The sequence below is a fragment of the Pseudoclavibacter sp. 13-3 genome (genome assembly GCF_021168475.1).
In the GTDB taxonomy this organism is placed as follows: Bacteria; Actinomycetota; Actinomycetes; order Actinomycetales; family Microbacteriaceae; genus Pseudoclavibacter_A.
The window spans coordinates 495,630-509,270 of sequence record NZ_JAJOZT010000002.1 but is presented as its reverse complement, the minus strand read 5'-3'; the positions used below and the strand labels follow the sequence as shown (position 1 = coordinate 509,270).

Here is a 13,641-nt window from a genome sequence, read left to right as displayed (position 1 = left end):
ACACCAGTTAAACATCTTATGGCTTTTTTCTGTTGTTGTACAGACCGGGCGTGTCGCGGGTGGGCTCAGGAGGCCAGCGGAGTGGGCACGACGCCGAACGGTGCCAGCGCCGCCGCGCCGCCGTCTGCGTAGCTCAGGGCCCAGATGCCGCGATCGGTGACCGCGACCTGCACCTCCCAGTGCGCGCCGTCAGACCCGTCAGCCGACGAGATCGCCCAGCCGTCAGGGCCGATGACTGTGTCTTCAGTGCCGTCGGTGAGCATCGGCTCGATGCAGATCACCAGCCCCGGCTGCACCTTCGCGCCGCGACCCGAGATGTGGTAGTTGAACACTGGCGGATCTTCGTGCATTTCACGACCGATTCCGTGCCCGATGTACTCGCGCAGAATGCCGTAGTCGCCCTGGCTGAGGATGTAATCCTCGACCGCCGTGCCAACTTGGTTCACATGCTTGGCCGAGGCCAGGGCGGCTGCGCCGGCCCACATCGACTGCTCGGTGACGCGGCTGAGTTCCGCCCGCCGCGCGCTCACCTCGGGGTCTCCCCCGGGAACGAGCACGGTGACTGCCGAATCTCCGTTCCATCCGTTCAGGAGTGCGCCGGCGTCCACCGAGACCAGGTCACCGGGCTCGATGACGCGGTCACCGGGGATGCCGTGGACGATCTGCTCGTTGACCGAGACGCAGATCGCGTCGACGTAATCCTCTTCGAGCGCAAAGTTGGCCGTGGCGCCGTCGGACGCGAGCGTGCGCATCGCGACGTCGTCGAGATGCCGCGTCGTCGCCCCGGGCTGAATCTCTTTCGCAACCTCGTCGAGCACGTGGCGGGTCGCCATGGCCGCGTCTCGCAGCTGCAGGAGCTGCTGCGGGGTCTTGTAGTCGAAAGTGGGCCGACGGAACATCACTCTGCGCCGAGACCGGCGAGAATGCGATCAGTGATCTCGTCGACGGCACCGAGTCCGTCGACCGTCACCAGCAGGCCACGCTCGCGGTAGGTGTCGATCAGCGGAGCCGTCTGCTGGGCGTAGATCTCGAGGCGATGACGGATGACGTCTGCGGTGTCATCCGAGCGGCCCTGTTCGACGGCGCGCTTGTGCAGCCGGTCGACGAGCTCATTCTGATCGGCTTCGATGAGCACGACCGCGTCGAGGGCCGTGCCTGCGTCACCGAGGATGTCATCGAGCTCTTTGACCTGCTCGGCCGTGCGGGGGTAGCCGTCGAGCAGGAAGCCCTCGGCTGCGTCGGCCTCGTTGAGGCGCGAACGCACCAGCGCGTTCGTCAGCGAGTCGGGAACGTACTCACCTGCGTCCATGTAACGCTTCGCCTCTTTGCCCAGCTCGGTCTGGTTCTTCACATTCTCACGAAAGATGTCTCCCGTGGAGATGGCCGGAACGCCCAGACTCTTGGTGAGGCGTGCCGCCTGCGTGCCCTTGCCGGCTCCTGGCGGACCGATGAGAAGCAGTCGTTTGCTCATTTGAGTAGCCCTTCGTAGTGACGTTGTTGCAGTTGCGAGTTTATCTGCTTGACCGTCTCAAGACCGACGCCGACGATGATCAGGATCGACGTGCCGCCGAAGGCGAAGTTCTGGCCGACGCCCAGTCCGCCCAACACGATCAGCGGCAGCAGCGCAACGATGCCGAGGTAGATCGACCCCGGGAACGTGATGCGGCTCAGCACATAGTTCAGGAAGTCAGCGGTCGGGCGGCCGGCGCGGATGCCGGGGATGAACCCGCCGTACTTCTTCAGATTCTCGGCCTGCTCTTCCGGGTTGAACGTGATGGCCACGTAGAAGTAGGTGAAGCCCACGATCAGCAGGAAGTAGAGCGCCATGTAGAGCGGGTGGTCGCCACGGGTGAGGTAGTTCGAGATGAACTGCACCCAGGCCGGGGGTTCCTGCGAGCCGTCTCCCTGGTTGAACTGGGCGATCAGCGCCGGCAGGTAGAGCAGCGACGAGGCGAAGATGACGGGCACGACGCCGGCCATGTTCACCTTGATCGGGATATAGGTCGTGTTGCCGCCGTAGGTGCGACGTCCCACGACGCGCTTGGCGTACTGCACCGGAATGCGGCGCTGCGACTGCTCGACGAAGACGACTGCCACGACGAGCACCAGAGCGAGGATCATCACGAAGACGAAGTTTCGGGGGCCGCCGTTGCCGTTCCAGATGGCGCCCATCTGGCTGGGGAACTGTGCGGCGATCGAGGTGAAGATCAGCAGCGACATGCCGTTGCCGATACCGCGCTCGGTGATGAGCTCGCCGAACCACATGATCAGGCCGGTGCCGGCGGTCATGGTCAGCACCATGAGCACGATGGTGTACCACTGGTCGTTCACGATGAGCGACTCGCTGCAGGCCGTGCCGTAGAGCGCCCCGGTGCGCGCGACGGTGACCAGCGTGGTGGCCTGGAGCAGGCCGAGACCGAGCGCCAGATAGCGGGTGTACTGCGTCATCTTCGCGCGGCCGGACTCGCCTTCTTTGTGCAGCTCTTCAAAGCGAGGAATGACCACGCGCAGCAGCTGCACGATGATCGATGCGGTGATATAGGGCATGATGCCCATCGCGAACACGGAGAGCTGGAGCAGCGCACCGCCGCTGAACAGGTTCACGAGTTCGTACAGACCCGAGGTCTGCGACGTCTGGTTGATGCACTGCTTGACAGCGCTGTAGTCGACGTAGGGAGTGGGGACGAAAGAGCCCAAGCGGAACAGCAGCACGATGAATAACGTGAAACCGATCTTCTTTCGAAGATCAGGCGTCTTCAAGATACGGACGACGGCGTTCGACAAACCTCAGGCTCCTGTCAAGTTGAGACGAATCTCGGCCGTGACATGTGTCACGGCCGAGAGACGGCACATTCTTTACTACTCTACCGAACCGCCGGCAGCAAGAATCTTCTCGCTTGCCGAGGCTGAGATCTTGTCCACTCGAACATCGAGCTTGACGGTGATCTCGCCGGTTCCCAGCACCTTGACGGGCTCGCCGGCGCGCACGGCGCCCTTTGCGACGAGATCGTCGACGGTGACCTGGCCACCCTCGGGGTAGAGCGCCGCGAGGCGAACCAGGTTCACGACCTGGTACTCGACGCGAGCCGGGTTCTTGAAGCCGCGCAGCTTCGGGGTGCGCATGTGCAGCGGCATCTGCCCGCCCTCGAAGCCGGGACGCACCTGGTAACGGGCTTTGGTGCCCTTGGTGCCGCGGCCGGCGGTCTTGCCCTTCGACGCCTCACCACGACCAACGCGGGTGCGATCCTTCTTGGCACCAGGAGCGGGGCGAAGGTGATGAACCTTGAGCAGGCTCACCTTCTCCTCTTCCTGAGGCGCTTTCTTGTCAGCCATGCTCAAATCTCCTCAACCTTGACCAGATGACGAACCGTGTTGACATACCCACGGTTCACCTGGTTGTCATCCTTGATGACTGTCTGACCGATGCGGCGCAGGCCGAGTGAGCGAAGCGTGTCGCGCTGCTCGGGCTTTGCCCCGTACTTGCTCTTGACCTGGGTGACCTTCAGCTGGCTCGCCATCACTCACTCACCTTCTCGTCAGCCTTGAGCAGCGCCGCGGGTGCGACCTCGTCGAGAGGCAGACCACGACGTGCCGCCACGGCCTGGGGCTCTTCGAGCTGCTTCAGTGCGGCCACTGTGGCGCGCACGATGTTGATCGTGTTCGATGATCCCAGCGACTTGCTGAGCACGTCGTGCACACCAGCGCACTCAAGCACGGCACGCACCGGGCCACCGGCGATAACACCGGTACCGGCTGATGCCGGACGCAGCAGGACGACACCGGCTGAGTCCTCGCCCTGGACGGGGTGCGGAATCGACTTCAGGATGCGCGGCACGCGGAAGAAGTTGCGCTTGGCCTCTTCAACACCCTTGGCGATCGCGGCGGGAACCTCTTTCGCCTTTCCGTAGCCGACACCGACGAGTCCGTCGCCATCGCCCACGACGACCAGCGCCGTGAAGCTGAAGCGACGGCCGCCCTTGACGACCTTCGACACGCGGTTGATGGTGACGACGCGCTCGAGGAACGGGCTCTCCTTGTCGCGACCGCCGCGATCGCCGCGGTCACGACCGGGCTGGCGCTCACGCGATCCGTGGCGACGCTCGCGCTCGTTGGGATCGGTGACCTGCTGGCTCTTGCCCTGGCCTTCAGCTGAGGTTGCGCTCACCTGCTGCTCCTTTGATGCTTCGGTCTTCGTCTGTTCGCTCACAGTGTCAGCCCACCTTCGCGTGCGCCGTCAGCGACTGCTGCGACTCGACCGGCGTACTGGTTGCCGCCGCGGTCGAAGACGACCGCCTCGACGCCGGCGGCCTTGGCACGGTCAGCGACGAGCTGACCGACCTTCTTGGCCTTCGCCGTCTTGTCGCCCTCGAAGGCGCGCAGATCGGCCTCGAGAGTCGAGGCACTCGCCACGGTCACGCCGCGGGTGTCGTCGACGACCTGCACGAAGACGTGGCGGGCCGAGCGGTTCACCACGAGACGGGGCCGCTGAGCGGTACCGCTCAGGTGCTTGCGCACTCGGACATGACGACGCTGACGCGCTGCCTGCCTGCTCTTGTTCCGTGAAGCCATGATTACTTACCAGCCTTTCCAGCCTTGCGCCGCACGTGCTCGCCTTCGTATCGCACGCCCTTGCCCTTGTACGGCTCGGGCAGGCGCAGCTTACGCAGCTTCGCCGCGGTCTCGCCGACCGACTGCTTGTCAATGCCCTTGACGATGACCTTGTTCTGGCCCTCGACCTCAAACGAGATGCCCTCTGGCGGAGCGACCACGATGGTGTGCGAGTAGCCGAGCGAGAACTCCACCGAGCTGCCCTTGGCGACTGCGCGGTAACCGGTGCCGACGATCTCCAGGCTCTTCGAGTAGCCCTCGGTGACGCCGATGATGTTGTTATGGATCAGCGTGCGGCTCAAGCCGTGCAGTGAACGCGACTCGCGCTCTTCGTCCGGACGGGCGACGATGACCTGGCTGCCGTCGACCGAAGCCGTGATCGGCTTCGGGAGCGACAGCTCGAGCTGGCCCTTCGGGCCCTTCACGGCGACGTGCTGGCCGTCGATCTTGACCTCGACGCCTGCCGGGATCTCAATGGGAAGCTTACCGATACGTGACATGTTCGATCACCACACGTAGGCGAGGACTTCCCCACCCACGCCCTTCGCCTTGGCCTCGCGGTCAGTCAGCAGACCCGAGGAGGTGGACAGAATCGCGATGCCGAGGCCGCCGAGGACCTTGGGCAGCTCGGTCGACTTCGCGTAGACGCGCAGACCGGGCTTGGAGACTCGCTTGATGCCCTCGATCGCACGCTGGCGATCAGAGCCGTACTTCAGATCGATGGTGAGCGTCTTGCCCACGCGAGCGGGCTCCTCGCTGACCTCGCCGACATAGCCCTCGCGCTTGAGGATCTCGGCGACGCTGCGCTTCAGCTTGCTGGAAGGCAGCGCGACGCGCTCGATGTGCGCGTTGTTCGCGTTGCGGATCCGCGTCAGCAGGTCGGCAACGGGGTCTGACATTGTCATGTGCAGTGTTTCCTGTTCTCGCCAGGTTTCCCCGCCCCGTACACGGAGCGGGGACCTTCGGCAATCGGTGTTACTTGGTGGTCTTGGTCTTGAAGGGGAAGCCCAGAGCACGCAGCAGCGAGCGGCCCTGTTCGTCGTTCTCAGCCGACGTCACGATCGTGATGTCGAAACCACGAACGTGATCGGTCTGATCCTGGTCCACCTCGTGGAAGACCGACTGCTCGGTCAGACCGAAGGTGTAGTTGCCGTTGCCGTCGAACTGACGATCGCTGAGACCGCGGAAATCGCGGATACGGGGCAGCGACAGGCTGATCAGACGATCCAGGAACTCCCAGGCGCGGTCGCCGCGAAGCGTGACGTGCGCACCGATGGCCTGGCCCTCGCGCAGCTTGAACTGAGCGATCGACTTGCGAGCGTGGTTGACGTGCGGCTTCTGACCGGTGATGGCCGCGAGGTCGTGCACAGCACCCTCGATGAGCTTGCCATCACGGGCAGCCTCACCGACACCCGTGTTCACGACGACCTTGACGATCTTCGGAACCTGGTGAAGGTTCGTGAAGCCGAACTCCTTCTCAAGAGCCGGGATGATCTCTTCGCGGTACTTGACCTTGAGGCGAGGGGTCACCTTGTCGACCGTGGTGGTCTCTGCAGTCTCAGTCATCAGATGTCCTTACCCGACTTCTTGGCATAGCGAACACGAACAGTGCTCTTCACGCCATTGGTCTCAACTTCTTCGACCCGGAAGCCGACGCGGGTCGGCTTCTTGGTCTCGGGATCGACGATCGCGACGTTCGAGACGTGAATCGGAGCCTCGAACTCCTTGATGCCGCCCTGCTCGCCGTTCACACCGGCGCGCACGTGGCGCTTCACGATGTTCACGCCTTCGACGACGACGCGGTCAGTCTCGGGAATGACGCGCAGAACAGTTCCCTGCTTGCCTCGGTCACCGCCGCGATCCTGGCTCGCGCCCGAGATCACCTCGACGAGGTCTCCCTTGCGAATCTTCGCCATCTCAAATCACCTCCGGTGCCAGTGAAACGATCTTCATGAACTTCTTGTCGCGCAGTTCGCGCCCCACCGGGCCGAAGATGCGCGTGCCACGAGGTTCGCCGTCGCCCTTGAGGAGCACTGCGGCGTTCTCGTCGAACTTGATGTACGAGCCGTCGGGACGTCGCGTCTCTTTGACAGTGCGAACGATGACGGCCTTGACGACCTCACCCTTCTTCACACCGCCGCCGGGGATCGCATCCTTGACGGTCGCCACGATGGTGTCGCCGAGACCTGCATACCGACGGTTCGAGCCGCCCAGCACACGAATCGTCAGCAACTCCTTGGCGCCGGTGTTATCGGCAACCTTCAGTCGCGATTCGTTCTGAATCATGTGAATTCTCCTTGGGTAGGTTCAGGCCTACTTGGCCTTCTCCAGAATCTCAACCAGGCGCCAGCGCTTGGTGGCGGACAGCGGACGGGTCTCGTCGATGCGAACGAGGTCGCCCACACCAGCGGCGTTCTCTTCGTCGTGCACGCGAACCTTCGACGACTTGCGCATGACCTTGCCGTAGAGGGCGTGCTTGACGCGATCCTCGACGACCACGGTGATGGTCTTATCGCCCTTGTCGCTCACCACGTAGCCGCGACGGCTCTTGCGGTACCCGCGCTCCTCGGCGACAGGCGACTCCTGCTTGTTCTCGCTCATGCCTGAGCCTCCTCGTCAGTCTTGGCGGACTTCTTCGACGCCTTGGCCTTCGCCTTGGTCGCCTTCTCAGTCGGAGCCGGGGCGGGCTGCTGGCGGATGCCGAGCTCGCGCTCACGGATGATGGTGTAGATGCGTGCGATGTCGCGCTTCACGGCGCGAACGCGCGAACCCGAAGCGAGCTGGCCGGTGGCCGACTGGAAGCGCAGATTGAACAGCTCTTCCTTGGCCTTCTTCAGCTCGGCTGCCAGGGCAGCCTCTTCGAGCGTCTCGAGCTTGTCGACGGCGAGGTCTTTGGATCCGATCGGCATTATGCGTCACCCTCCTCGCGCTTGATGATGCGCGCCTTGACTGGAAGTTTGTAGATGGCACGAGTGAGCGCCTCGCGAGCGATCTCGTCGCTCACGCCGCTCAGCTCGAAGAGCACGCGTCCGGGCTTGATGTTCGCGACCCAGAACTCGGGCGAACCCTTACCGGAACCCATTCGGGTGCCGATCGGCTTCTGCGACAGCGGGCGGTCCGGGAAGATGTTGATCCAGACCTTGCCACCACGCTTGATGTAACGCGTCATGGCGATACGAGCGGCCTCGATCTGACGGTTGGTGATGTAGGCGGGGCCGAGGGCCTGAACGCCGTATTCGCCGAATGCCAGCTCGTTGCCACCCTTCGAACGCCCTGAGCGCTTCGGGTGGTGCTGCTTGCGGTACTTGACCTTACGTGGGATGAGCATGTTCTACGCCTCCGCTCCTGCTGCCACCGGAGCATCCTTCTGCTGGCCGTGCTGGCCGCGAGGGGCTCGGCGGGAACGATCACCGCGGCTGGGACGCGAAGCCTCGAGGCTCGCCAGCTCACGATCGGTGATCTCGCCTTTATAAATCCAGACCTTCACGCCGATGCGGCCGAAGGTGGTACGTGCCTCGTAGAAGCCGTAGTCGATGTTCGCGCGCAGCGTGTGCAGCGGCACACGACCCTCGCGGTAGAACTCGGAACGGCTCATCTCAGCGCCGCCCAGACGGCCGGCCACCTGGATGCGAACGCCCTTGGCGCCTGCGCGCATGGCGCCCTGCAGACCCTTGCGCATGGCACGACGGAAGGCGACACGAGCAGCGAGCTGCTCGGCGACGCCCTGCGCGACCAGCTGAGCCGAGGCCTCGGGGTTCTTGACCTCGAGGATGTTCAGCTGGATCTGCTTGCCGGTGAGCTTCTCGAGATCACCGCGGATGCGCTCCGCCTCGGCGCCGCGGCGACCGATGACGATGCCCGGACGTGCAGTGTGGATGTCCACACGCACACGGTCTTTGGTGCGCTCCAGGTTGATCTTCGCGATGCCGGCGCGGTCGAGATTCTCCGTCAGGAAGTGACGGATCTTGACGTCCTCGGCGACATAGTCTTTGTAACGCTGCCCCGGCTTGTTCGAGTCGGAGAACCACCGTGACACATGGTCAGTGGTGATGCCCAGACGGAAGCCGTAAGGGTTGACTTTCTGACCCATCAGTTGCTCTCCTTCTTCGCTGATGCCTCGGTTGCCCCAGCCGCCTCTTCAGGCGTGGCGACGACCACAGTGATGTGGCTCGTGCGCTTCAGCACCCGGTAGGCACGCCCCTGAGCGCGGGGACGGATGCGCTTGAGGGTCGGGCCCTCGTCGACATACGCCTCGGCGATGTAGAGCTCGTCTTCGTCGAGGGAGCTGTTCGAAGCCTCAGCCTTGACTCGAGCGTTGGCGACAGCCGACGCGACGAGCTTGTAGACCGGCTCCGAAGCACCCTGCGGGGCGAACTTCAGAATTCCCAGAGCCTCGTTGACCTGCTTGCCGCGAACCAGGTTGACGACGCGACGGGCCTTCTGAGGCGTAACACGGATATGACGCAGACGCGCGCTTGCTTCTACCATCATGACCTCTCTTTCAGGAGCTGCCGACGCCTCAGCGTCGACGGCCCTTCTTGTCGTCCTTCTCGTGACCGCGGAAGGTGCGCGTCGGCGCGAATTCGCCGAGCTTGTGGCCGACCTGCGCCTCGGTGATGAACACCGGGACGTGCTTGCGACCGTCGTGAACGGCGATCGTGTGGCCGAGGAACGCCGGGATGATCAGCGAACGGCGTGACCAGGTCTTGATCACATTCTTCGTGCCGGCCTCGTTCTGAGCGAGAACTTTGCGAAGCAGGTGCTCGTCAATGAAGGGGCCCTTTTTCAGACTGCGTGGCATTCTTGTCTATCTCCTACTTGCGCTTCTTGCTCGACGGGCGACGACGCACGATGAGCTTGTCGCTGGCTTTGTTCGGCTTGCGGGTGCGGCCTTCTGGCTGACCCCACGGGCTGACCGGGTGACGACCACCCGATGTGCGGCCCTCGCCACCACCGTGCGGGTGGTCGACCGGGTTCATCACGACACCACGAACCGTCGGGCGGATGCCCTTCCAGCGGTTGCGCCCTGCCTTGCCCCAGTTGATGTTCGACTGCTCGGCGTTGCCGACCTCGCCGATCGTGGCGCGGCAGCGGGCATCGACGTTGCGGATCTCACCGCTCGGCAGACGCAGCTGCGCGTAGGCGCCGTCTTTCGCGACCAGACGAACACTCGAACCGGCCGAACGGGCCAGCTTGGCGCCGCCGCCCGGGCGCAGCTCGATGGCGTGCACCACGGTACCGGTCGGGATGTTCTTGAGCGGCAGGTTATTGCCGGGCTTGATGTCGGCGCTCGCGCCAGACTCGATGACGTCGCCCTGCTTGACCTTGTTCGGTGCCAGGATGTAGCGCTTGGTTCCGTCGATGAAGTGCAGCAGTGCGATGCGTGCGGTGCGGTTGGGGTCGTACTCGATGTGAGCGACCTTGGCCACGACGCCGTCTTTGTCGGCACGACGGAAGTCGATCACGCGGTACTGGCGCTTATGACCGCCACCGTGGTGACGCGTGGTGATGCGACCGGTCGAGTTACGACCACCGGTCTTCGACAGGGGGCGCAGCAGCGACTTCTCAGGCGTCGAGCGGGTGATCTCGGCGAAGTCAGCCACCGATGAACCGCGACGACCCGGGGTCGTGGGCTTGTACTTGCGAATAGCCATGATTCTTAGCCTTTCCCCGACCTAGTTCGCTGCCGAGAAGATGTCGATGGAACCCGACTTCAGCGACACGATGGCACGCTTGGTGTCTTTGCGCTTGCCGGTTCCGGTGCGGGTGCGACGGGTCTTGCCCTGACGGTTGAGGGTGCGGACCTGATCGACCTCGACGTTGAAGATGGCCTCGATGGCCTGCTTGATCTCAGTCTTGTTGGCGTCAGGAGCGACCTCGAAGGTGTACTTGCCCTGGTCGATGAGGTTGTAGCTCTTCTCAGAGACGATGGGTTTGATCACCACGTCGTGCGTGTGCTTGTTGAGCTCAGTCATTCTGCATCACCTTTCTGGGCGGCGCGGCCGACGAACTGCTCGAAGGCCTGCTTGGTGAAGACGATGTCGTCAGCGACCAGCACGTCATAGGCGTTGAGCTGGCCGGCGTCGAGGCTGTTCACGTTCTGCAGGTTGCGCACGCTCTTGATCGTGAGCTCGTCAGTGCGGTCGACGACGAGCAGGATGTTTGCGTCGGCGGCGAACTGTGCGAGCACAGCCTTCGCGGCCTTCGTCGACGGGGTCTCGCCTGAGACGACGTCGGTGATCACGTGCACGCGGCCGTTACGAGCACGGTCGCTGAGCGAACCGCGCAGAGCTGCCGCGATCATCTTCTTGGGGGTGCGCTGGGTGTAGTCGCGCGGCACCGGCCCGTGGACGATGCCACCGCCGGTCATGTGCGGTGCACGGATCGAACCCTGACGGGCGTTACCGGTGCCCTTCTGCTTGAACGGCTTGCGGCCTGCGCCGGAGACCTCGCCACGGTTCTTCGTCTTGGCGGTGCCCTGACGGGCGGCGGCCAGCTGTGCGACGACGACCTGGTGGATCAGCGGCACGTTGGGCTGCACGTCGAAGAGATCGGCGGGCAGCTCGACACTGCCGGACTTCTTGCCCTCGGCGGTCAGCACATCGATCTTGGTGGCAGCCATGGTCAGGCCCCCTTCACAGCGTTGCGGACGAACACGACCTGGCCCTTGGGGCCGGGGATTGCGCCCTTGATGAGCAGCAGGTTCTTCTCGGCGTCGATGGCCTGCACCTTGAGGTTCTGAACGCTCACGCGCTCGGCACCCATGCGGCCTGCCATCTTGAGGCCCTTGTAGACGCGCGACGGCGTCGAGGCCTCACCGATCGAACCCGGCTTGCGGTGGTTGCGGTGCGCACCGTGCGATGCGTTGTCGCCACGGAAGTTGTGCAGTTTCATCACACCTGCCAGGCCCTTGCCCTTGCTGGTGCCGATGACGTCGACCTTCTGGCCGGCCTCGAACTGCTCGACGGTGAGCTCCTGACCGATGCTGTACTGATCGGTGTCGTTGGTGCGCACCTCGACGAGGTGGCGACGCGGGGTCACGCCGGCTTTGGCGAAGTGACCGCCAGCGGGCTTGTTGACCTTGCGCGGGTCGATCTGCCCGTAGGCGATCTGCACGGCCTGGTAGCCGTCGCGCTCTGCGTCGCGGATCTGGGTCACGACGTTGGTCGTGGCCTCGACGACGGTGACGGGCACGAGGTTGTTCTCCTCGTCCCACACCTGGGTCATGCCGAGCTTGATGCCCAGCAGGCCCTTGCGGGTCTTGGTTTCAGTAGTCATTCTCTCGTGTTCCTCAGAGCTTGATCTCGATGTTCACGTCAGCAGGAAGGTCGAGACGCATCAGCGAGTCGACAGCCTTGGGCGTCGGATCGACGATGTCGATCAGGCGCTTGTGGGTGCGCTTCTCGAAGTGCTCACGGCTGTCCTTGTACTTGTGCGGCGAACGGATCACAGCGATCACGTTCTTCTCAGTGGGGAGCGGCACCGGGCCGACCACTGTCGCACCGGCACGGGTCACCGTGTCGACGATCTTGCGTGCAGAGGAATCGATCACCTCGTGGTCATACGACTTCAGTCGAATGCGGATCTTCTGTCCCGCCATCGCTGACTCCCATCTTCATTCCAGGCAATACTGCCTTCATCGTTTCGGCAATTGTGCCGACATTGCTTCCGAGGTCTTGACGTCTCGCTGACACGTCTGTGTCTGTCTGACGCCTTGACTCCCGTCAGGACGCTTGTGAGCTCTCGCTCATTCACGCACCACTGTTCTTCTGTCAAAGCTGCGTTCACTGCCTGTGTGAACTCCCTCAGCACTGCCGATGTCCGGGCGCGCAGGCACCCGCACTCTTGACGTGTTGTGAGGTCTCGGCGGTAAGAACCGCATCACTGCCGTTGTTCACGACTGGACGCAGGGTTCGTACCGACGTGTTCTGCTGCAAGCGGCCGAATCTCAGATTCGACACATACTGGCAGTGATCCGCGCGAACGCGGAATTTCTGGAACTGAACAAGTTTGCCACAGGGGTGGGCTATTAAGCAACCCGGGCGTGTCGCCCGGGTGATGGTCCCCCTGGAGGGCGCCCGCTGGCGTCGCAGCGAAGCTCCCCGCTTCGCCCATCGCTCCAGCGCGCAGGCGTGTCGCCCTCAGCGACCCGTGGCCACCAGCCCCGCCCACTGTTCGAGCTCGACACGGGGCCCCGTGAAGAACGGGGTCTCTTCGCGCACGTGCAGGCGGGCCTTCGTGCCGCGCATGTGACGCATCAGATCGACGATGCGGTGCAGCTCATCTGCCTCGAACGCCAGAATCCACTCGTAGTCGCCGAGCCCGAACGAAGCGATGGTGTTCGCACGCACGTCGGGGTACTCGACCGCGTACTGTCCGTGCTCGCGCAGAATCGTCGAACGCTCCTCGTCGGGCAGAAGGTACCACTCGTACGAACGCACGAACGGGTACACGCAGAGGTAGTCGCGGGGCTGCTCCCCCGCCAGGAACGCCGGAATGTGCCGCGGGTTGAACTCCGCCTGACGGTGCACCGCCACGTTCGACCAGCACGGCGACAGGTGCTGCCCCAGCGGAGTGGTGAGAAAGCGATGGTAGGCGAGCTGCACCGTCTCGGGGCTCTCTGCATACCACCAGCACATGAGGTCGGCCTCTGCACGGTATCCGGCGACGTCGTAGAATCCGCGAACGGTCAGTCCCTCGATCTCTTCGAGAGCGGCCACCGTCTCACGAGCCGCGACCGCACGCTCCGCAGCATCCTCAGAGAACGGCTCGTCGACGGTGAACACCGCCCACTGCGTGTAGGTCACGGTCGAGTTGATGCGCTCGGCCTTCTGCGCGAAGCTCTCGGGCTTCGCCACGTTCGGGCGCTCCACCTTGGGCGTGACGTCGTTCGTCGTGCTGGAGTTCGCATTGTCTGCAGTCATCGTTCTCAGTGCCTCTTTCGCTCTGTGCCTCGTGGGTGTGTGCTCTATGTGCGATCGGTCGTCGTGCCGACCACCGGGTGCGCCGGATGCGCCAGGTCGTCGAGCATGC

At 63.7% G+C, this 13,641-nt stretch carries 24 protein-coding genes; all 24 read right to left on the bottom strand.

Features of this window, described 5'->3' with window-relative positions; all coding sequences use genetic code 11:
* Window positions 1-65: 65 nt before the first annotated feature.
* Window positions 66-899, bottom strand: a complete 834-nt coding sequence (map, locus tag LRX77_RS05810; protein ID WP_231831951.1) for a type I methionyl aminopeptidase — start codon at window positions 897-899, stop codon at window positions 66-68.
* Window positions 899-1,471: an adenylate kinase gene (locus tag LRX77_RS05805; protein ID WP_231831950.1), complete on the bottom strand. Its 573-nt coding sequence runs from the start codon at window positions 1,469-1,471 to the stop codon at window positions 899-901. Before LRX77_RS05805 ends, map begins: the two co-directional genes overlap by 1 nt.
* Window positions 1,468-2,784 carry a preprotein translocase subunit SecY gene (gene secY, locus LRX77_RS05800; RefSeq protein ID WP_231831949.1) on the bottom strand — a complete coding sequence of 439 codons (1,317 nt, stop codon included), beginning with the start codon at window positions 2,782-2,784 and terminating at the stop codon, window positions 1,468-1,470. The genes LRX77_RS05805 and secY overlap by 4 nt, the downstream gene beginning before the upstream one ends.
* 75 nt (window positions 2,785-2,859) lie before the next feature.
* Complete coding sequence (rplO, locus tag LRX77_RS05795) at window positions 2,860-3,333, bottom strand: 50S ribosomal protein L15 (protein ID WP_231831948.1); 474 nt, start codon at window positions 3,331-3,333, stop codon at window positions 2,860-2,862.
* A 2-nt stretch (window positions 3,334-3,335) separates the two neighbouring features.
* Window positions 3,336-3,518, bottom strand: coding sequence for a 50S ribosomal protein L30 (gene rpmD, locus LRX77_RS05790; protein WP_231831947.1), 183 nt, complete (start codon window positions 3,516-3,518; stop codon window positions 3,336-3,338).
* Window positions 3,518-4,165 (bottom strand): 30S ribosomal protein S5, encoded by a 648-nt coding sequence (gene rpsE / locus LRX77_RS05785; RefSeq protein ID WP_231831946.1) that lies wholly within the window; start codon window positions 4,163-4,165, stop codon window positions 3,518-3,520. The genes rpmD and rpsE overlap by 1 nt, the downstream gene beginning before the upstream one ends.
* Before the next feature lie 38 nt (window positions 4,166-4,203).
* On the bottom strand, window positions 4,204-4,569 hold the full coding sequence (gene rplR / locus LRX77_RS05780; protein WP_231831945.1) for a 50S ribosomal protein L18: 366 nt from the start codon (window positions 4,567-4,569) through the stop codon (window positions 4,204-4,206).
* A gap of 2 nt (window positions 4,570-4,571) precedes the next feature.
* Entirely contained in the window at window positions 4,572-5,108 is a 537-nt protein-coding gene (rplF, locus tag LRX77_RS05775) for a 50S ribosomal protein L6 (protein ID WP_231831944.1), read from the bottom strand.
* Between the two features lie 6 nt (window positions 5,109-5,114).
* Window positions 5,115-5,513: a 30S ribosomal protein S8 gene (rpsH, locus tag LRX77_RS05770; RefSeq protein ID WP_158030752.1), complete on the bottom strand. Its 399-nt coding sequence runs from the start codon at window positions 5,511-5,513 to the stop codon at window positions 5,115-5,117.
* 70 nt (window positions 5,514-5,583) lie between these two features.
* Entirely contained in the window at window positions 5,584-6,174 is a 591-nt protein-coding gene (gene rplE, locus LRX77_RS05765) for a 50S ribosomal protein L5 (RefSeq protein WP_231831943.1), read from the bottom strand.
* Window positions 6,174-6,524, bottom strand: coding sequence for a 50S ribosomal protein L24 (gene rplX, locus LRX77_RS05760; RefSeq protein ID WP_231831942.1), 351 nt, complete (start codon window positions 6,522-6,524; stop codon window positions 6,174-6,176). Before rplX ends, rplE begins: the two co-directional genes overlap by 1 nt.
* Before the next feature lies 1 nt (window position 6,525).
* Complete coding sequence (gene rplN, locus LRX77_RS05755) at window positions 6,526-6,894, bottom strand: 50S ribosomal protein L14 (protein ID WP_158030749.1); 369 nt, start codon at window positions 6,892-6,894, stop codon at window positions 6,526-6,528.
* Window positions 6,895-6,921: 27 nt separating this feature from the next.
* A complete protein-coding gene (gene rpsQ / locus LRX77_RS05750) occupies window positions 6,922-7,209 on the bottom strand; it encodes a 30S ribosomal protein S17 (RefSeq protein ID WP_158030748.1) in 288 nt (95 codons plus the stop codon).
* Window positions 7,206-7,517 carry a 50S ribosomal protein L29 gene (gene rpmC / locus LRX77_RS05745; RefSeq protein WP_231831941.1) on the bottom strand — a complete coding sequence of 104 codons (312 nt, stop codon included), beginning with the start codon at window positions 7,515-7,517 and terminating at the stop codon, window positions 7,206-7,208. Before rpmC ends, rpsQ begins: the two co-directional genes overlap by 4 nt.
* A complete protein-coding gene (gene rplP, locus LRX77_RS05740) occupies window positions 7,517-7,936 on the bottom strand; it encodes a 50S ribosomal protein L16 (RefSeq protein WP_231831940.1) in 420 nt (139 codons plus the stop codon). The genes rpmC and rplP overlap by 1 nt, the downstream gene beginning before the upstream one ends.
* 3 nt (window positions 7,937-7,939) lie before the next feature.
* Window positions 7,940-8,698, bottom strand: a complete 759-nt coding sequence (gene rpsC, locus LRX77_RS05735) for a 30S ribosomal protein S3 (RefSeq protein WP_158030745.1) — start codon at window positions 8,696-8,698, stop codon at window positions 7,940-7,942.
* A complete protein-coding gene (gene rplV / locus LRX77_RS05730; protein WP_231832022.1) occupies window positions 8,698-9,096 on the bottom strand; it encodes a 50S ribosomal protein L22 in 399 nt (132 codons plus the stop codon). The genes rpsC and rplV overlap by 1 nt, the downstream gene beginning before the upstream one ends.
* A 31-nt stretch (window positions 9,097-9,127) precedes the next feature.
* The gene (gene rpsS / locus LRX77_RS05725; RefSeq protein WP_231831939.1) at window positions 9,128-9,409 is read right to left on the bottom strand and encodes a 30S ribosomal protein S19; all 282 of its coding nucleotides are present in this window, start codon (window positions 9,407-9,409) and stop codon (window positions 9,128-9,130) included.
* A gap of 13 nt (window positions 9,410-9,422) precedes the next feature.
* The gene (gene rplB / locus LRX77_RS05720; protein ID WP_158030743.1) at window positions 9,423-10,262 is read right to left on the bottom strand and encodes a 50S ribosomal protein L2; all 840 of its coding nucleotides are present in this window, start codon (window positions 10,260-10,262) and stop codon (window positions 9,423-9,425) included.
* Between the two features lie 21 nt (window positions 10,263-10,283).
* Window positions 10,284-10,583, bottom strand: coding sequence for a 50S ribosomal protein L23 (gene rplW, locus LRX77_RS05715; protein WP_158030742.1), 300 nt, complete (start codon window positions 10,581-10,583; stop codon window positions 10,284-10,286).
* Complete coding sequence (gene rplD, locus LRX77_RS05710) at window positions 10,580-11,230, bottom strand: 50S ribosomal protein L4 (protein ID WP_231831938.1); 651 nt, start codon at window positions 11,228-11,230, stop codon at window positions 10,580-10,582. The genes rplW and rplD overlap by 4 nt, the downstream gene beginning before the upstream one ends.
* A 2-nt stretch (window positions 11,231-11,232) precedes the next feature.
* A complete protein-coding gene (gene rplC / locus LRX77_RS05705; RefSeq protein WP_231831937.1) occupies window positions 11,233-11,886 on the bottom strand; it encodes a 50S ribosomal protein L3 in 654 nt (217 codons plus the stop codon).
* A 13-nt stretch (window positions 11,887-11,899) separates the two neighbouring features.
* Entirely contained in the window at window positions 11,900-12,208 is a 309-nt protein-coding gene (gene rpsJ / locus LRX77_RS05700) for a 30S ribosomal protein S10 (RefSeq protein ID WP_028245927.1), read from the bottom strand.
* A gap of 541 nt (window positions 12,209-12,749) precedes the next feature.
* On the bottom strand, window positions 12,750-13,532 hold the full coding sequence (gene hemQ, locus LRX77_RS05695; RefSeq protein WP_231831936.1) for a hydrogen peroxide-dependent heme synthase: 783 nt from the start codon (window positions 13,530-13,532) through the stop codon (window positions 12,750-12,752).
* Window positions 13,533-13,641: the final 109 nt, after the last annotated feature.

Coding starts and splice junctions, on each gene's coding strand:
- map (WP_231831951.1), bottom strand. CDS start 899: ATGTTCCGTCGGCCCACTTTCGACTACAAGACCCCGCAGCAGCTCCTG.
- LRX77_RS05805 (WP_231831950.1), bottom strand. CDS start 1,471: ATGAGCAAACGACTGCTTCTCATCGGTCCGCCAGGAGCCGGCAAGGGC.
- rplO (WP_231831948.1), bottom strand. CDS start 3,333: ATGGCTGACAAGAAAGCGCCTCAGGAAGAGGAGAAGGTGAGCCTGCTC.
- rpmD (WP_231831947.1), bottom strand. CDS start 3,518: ATGGCGAGCCAGCTGAAGGTCACCCAGGTCAAGAGCAAGTACGGGGCA.
- rplR (WP_231831945.1), bottom strand. CDS start 4,569: ATGGCTTCACGGAACAAGAGCAGGCAGGCAGCGCGTCAGCGTCGTCAT.
- rplF (WP_231831944.1), bottom strand. CDS start 5,108: ATGTCACGTATCGGTAAGCTTCCCATTGAGATCCCGGCAGGCGTCGAG.
- rpsH (WP_158030752.1), bottom strand. CDS start 5,513: ATGACAATGTCAGACCCCGTTGCCGACCTGCTGACGCGGATCCGCAAC.
- rplE (WP_231831943.1), bottom strand. CDS start 6,174: ATGACTGAGACTGCAGAGACCACCACGGTCGACAAGGTGACCCCTCGC.
- rplX (WP_231831942.1), bottom strand. CDS start 6,524: ATGGCGAAGATTCGCAAGGGAGACCTCGTCGAGGTGATCTCGGGCGCG.
- rplN (WP_158030749.1), bottom strand. CDS start 6,894: ATGATTCAGAACGAATCGCGACTGAAGGTTGCCGATAACACCGGCGCC.
- rpsQ (WP_158030748.1), bottom strand. CDS start 7,209: ATGAGCGAGAACAAGCAGGAGTCGCCTGTCGCCGAGGAGCGCGGGTAC.
- rpmC (WP_231831941.1), bottom strand. CDS start 7,517: ATGCCGATCGGATCCAAAGACCTCGCCGTCGACAAGCTCGAGACGCTC.
- rplP (WP_231831940.1), bottom strand. CDS start 7,936: ATGCTCATCCCACGTAAGGTCAAGTACCGCAAGCAGCACCACCCGAAG.
- rpsC (WP_158030745.1), bottom strand. CDS start 8,698: ATGGGTCAGAAAGTCAACCCTTACGGCTTCCGTCTGGGCATCACCACT.
- rplV (WP_231832022.1), bottom strand. CDS start 9,096: ATGGTAGAAGCAAGCGCGCGTCTGCGTCATATCCGTGTTACGCCTCAG.
- rpsS (WP_231831939.1), bottom strand. CDS start 9,409: ATGCCACGCAGTCTGAAAAAGGGCCCCTTCATTGACGAGCACCTGCTT.
- rplB (WP_158030743.1), bottom strand. CDS start 10,262: ATGGCTATTCGCAAGTACAAGCCCACGACCCCGGGTCGTCGCGGTTCA.
- rplW (WP_158030742.1), bottom strand. CDS start 10,583: ATGACTGAGCTCAACAAGCACACGCACGACGTGGTGATCAAACCCATC.
- rplD (WP_231831938.1), bottom strand. CDS start 11,230: ATGGCTGCCACCAAGATCGATGTGCTGACCGCCGAGGGCAAGAAGTCC.
- rplC (WP_231831937.1), bottom strand. CDS start 11,886: ATGACTACTGAAACCAAGACCCGCAAGGGCCTGCTGGGCATCAAGCTC.
- rpsJ (WP_028245927.1), bottom strand. CDS start 12,208: ATGGCGGGACAGAAGATCCGCATTCGACTGAAGTCGTATGACCACGAG.
- hemQ (WP_231831936.1), bottom strand. CDS start 13,532: ATGACTGCAGACAATGCGAACTCCAGCACGACGAACGACGTCACGCCC.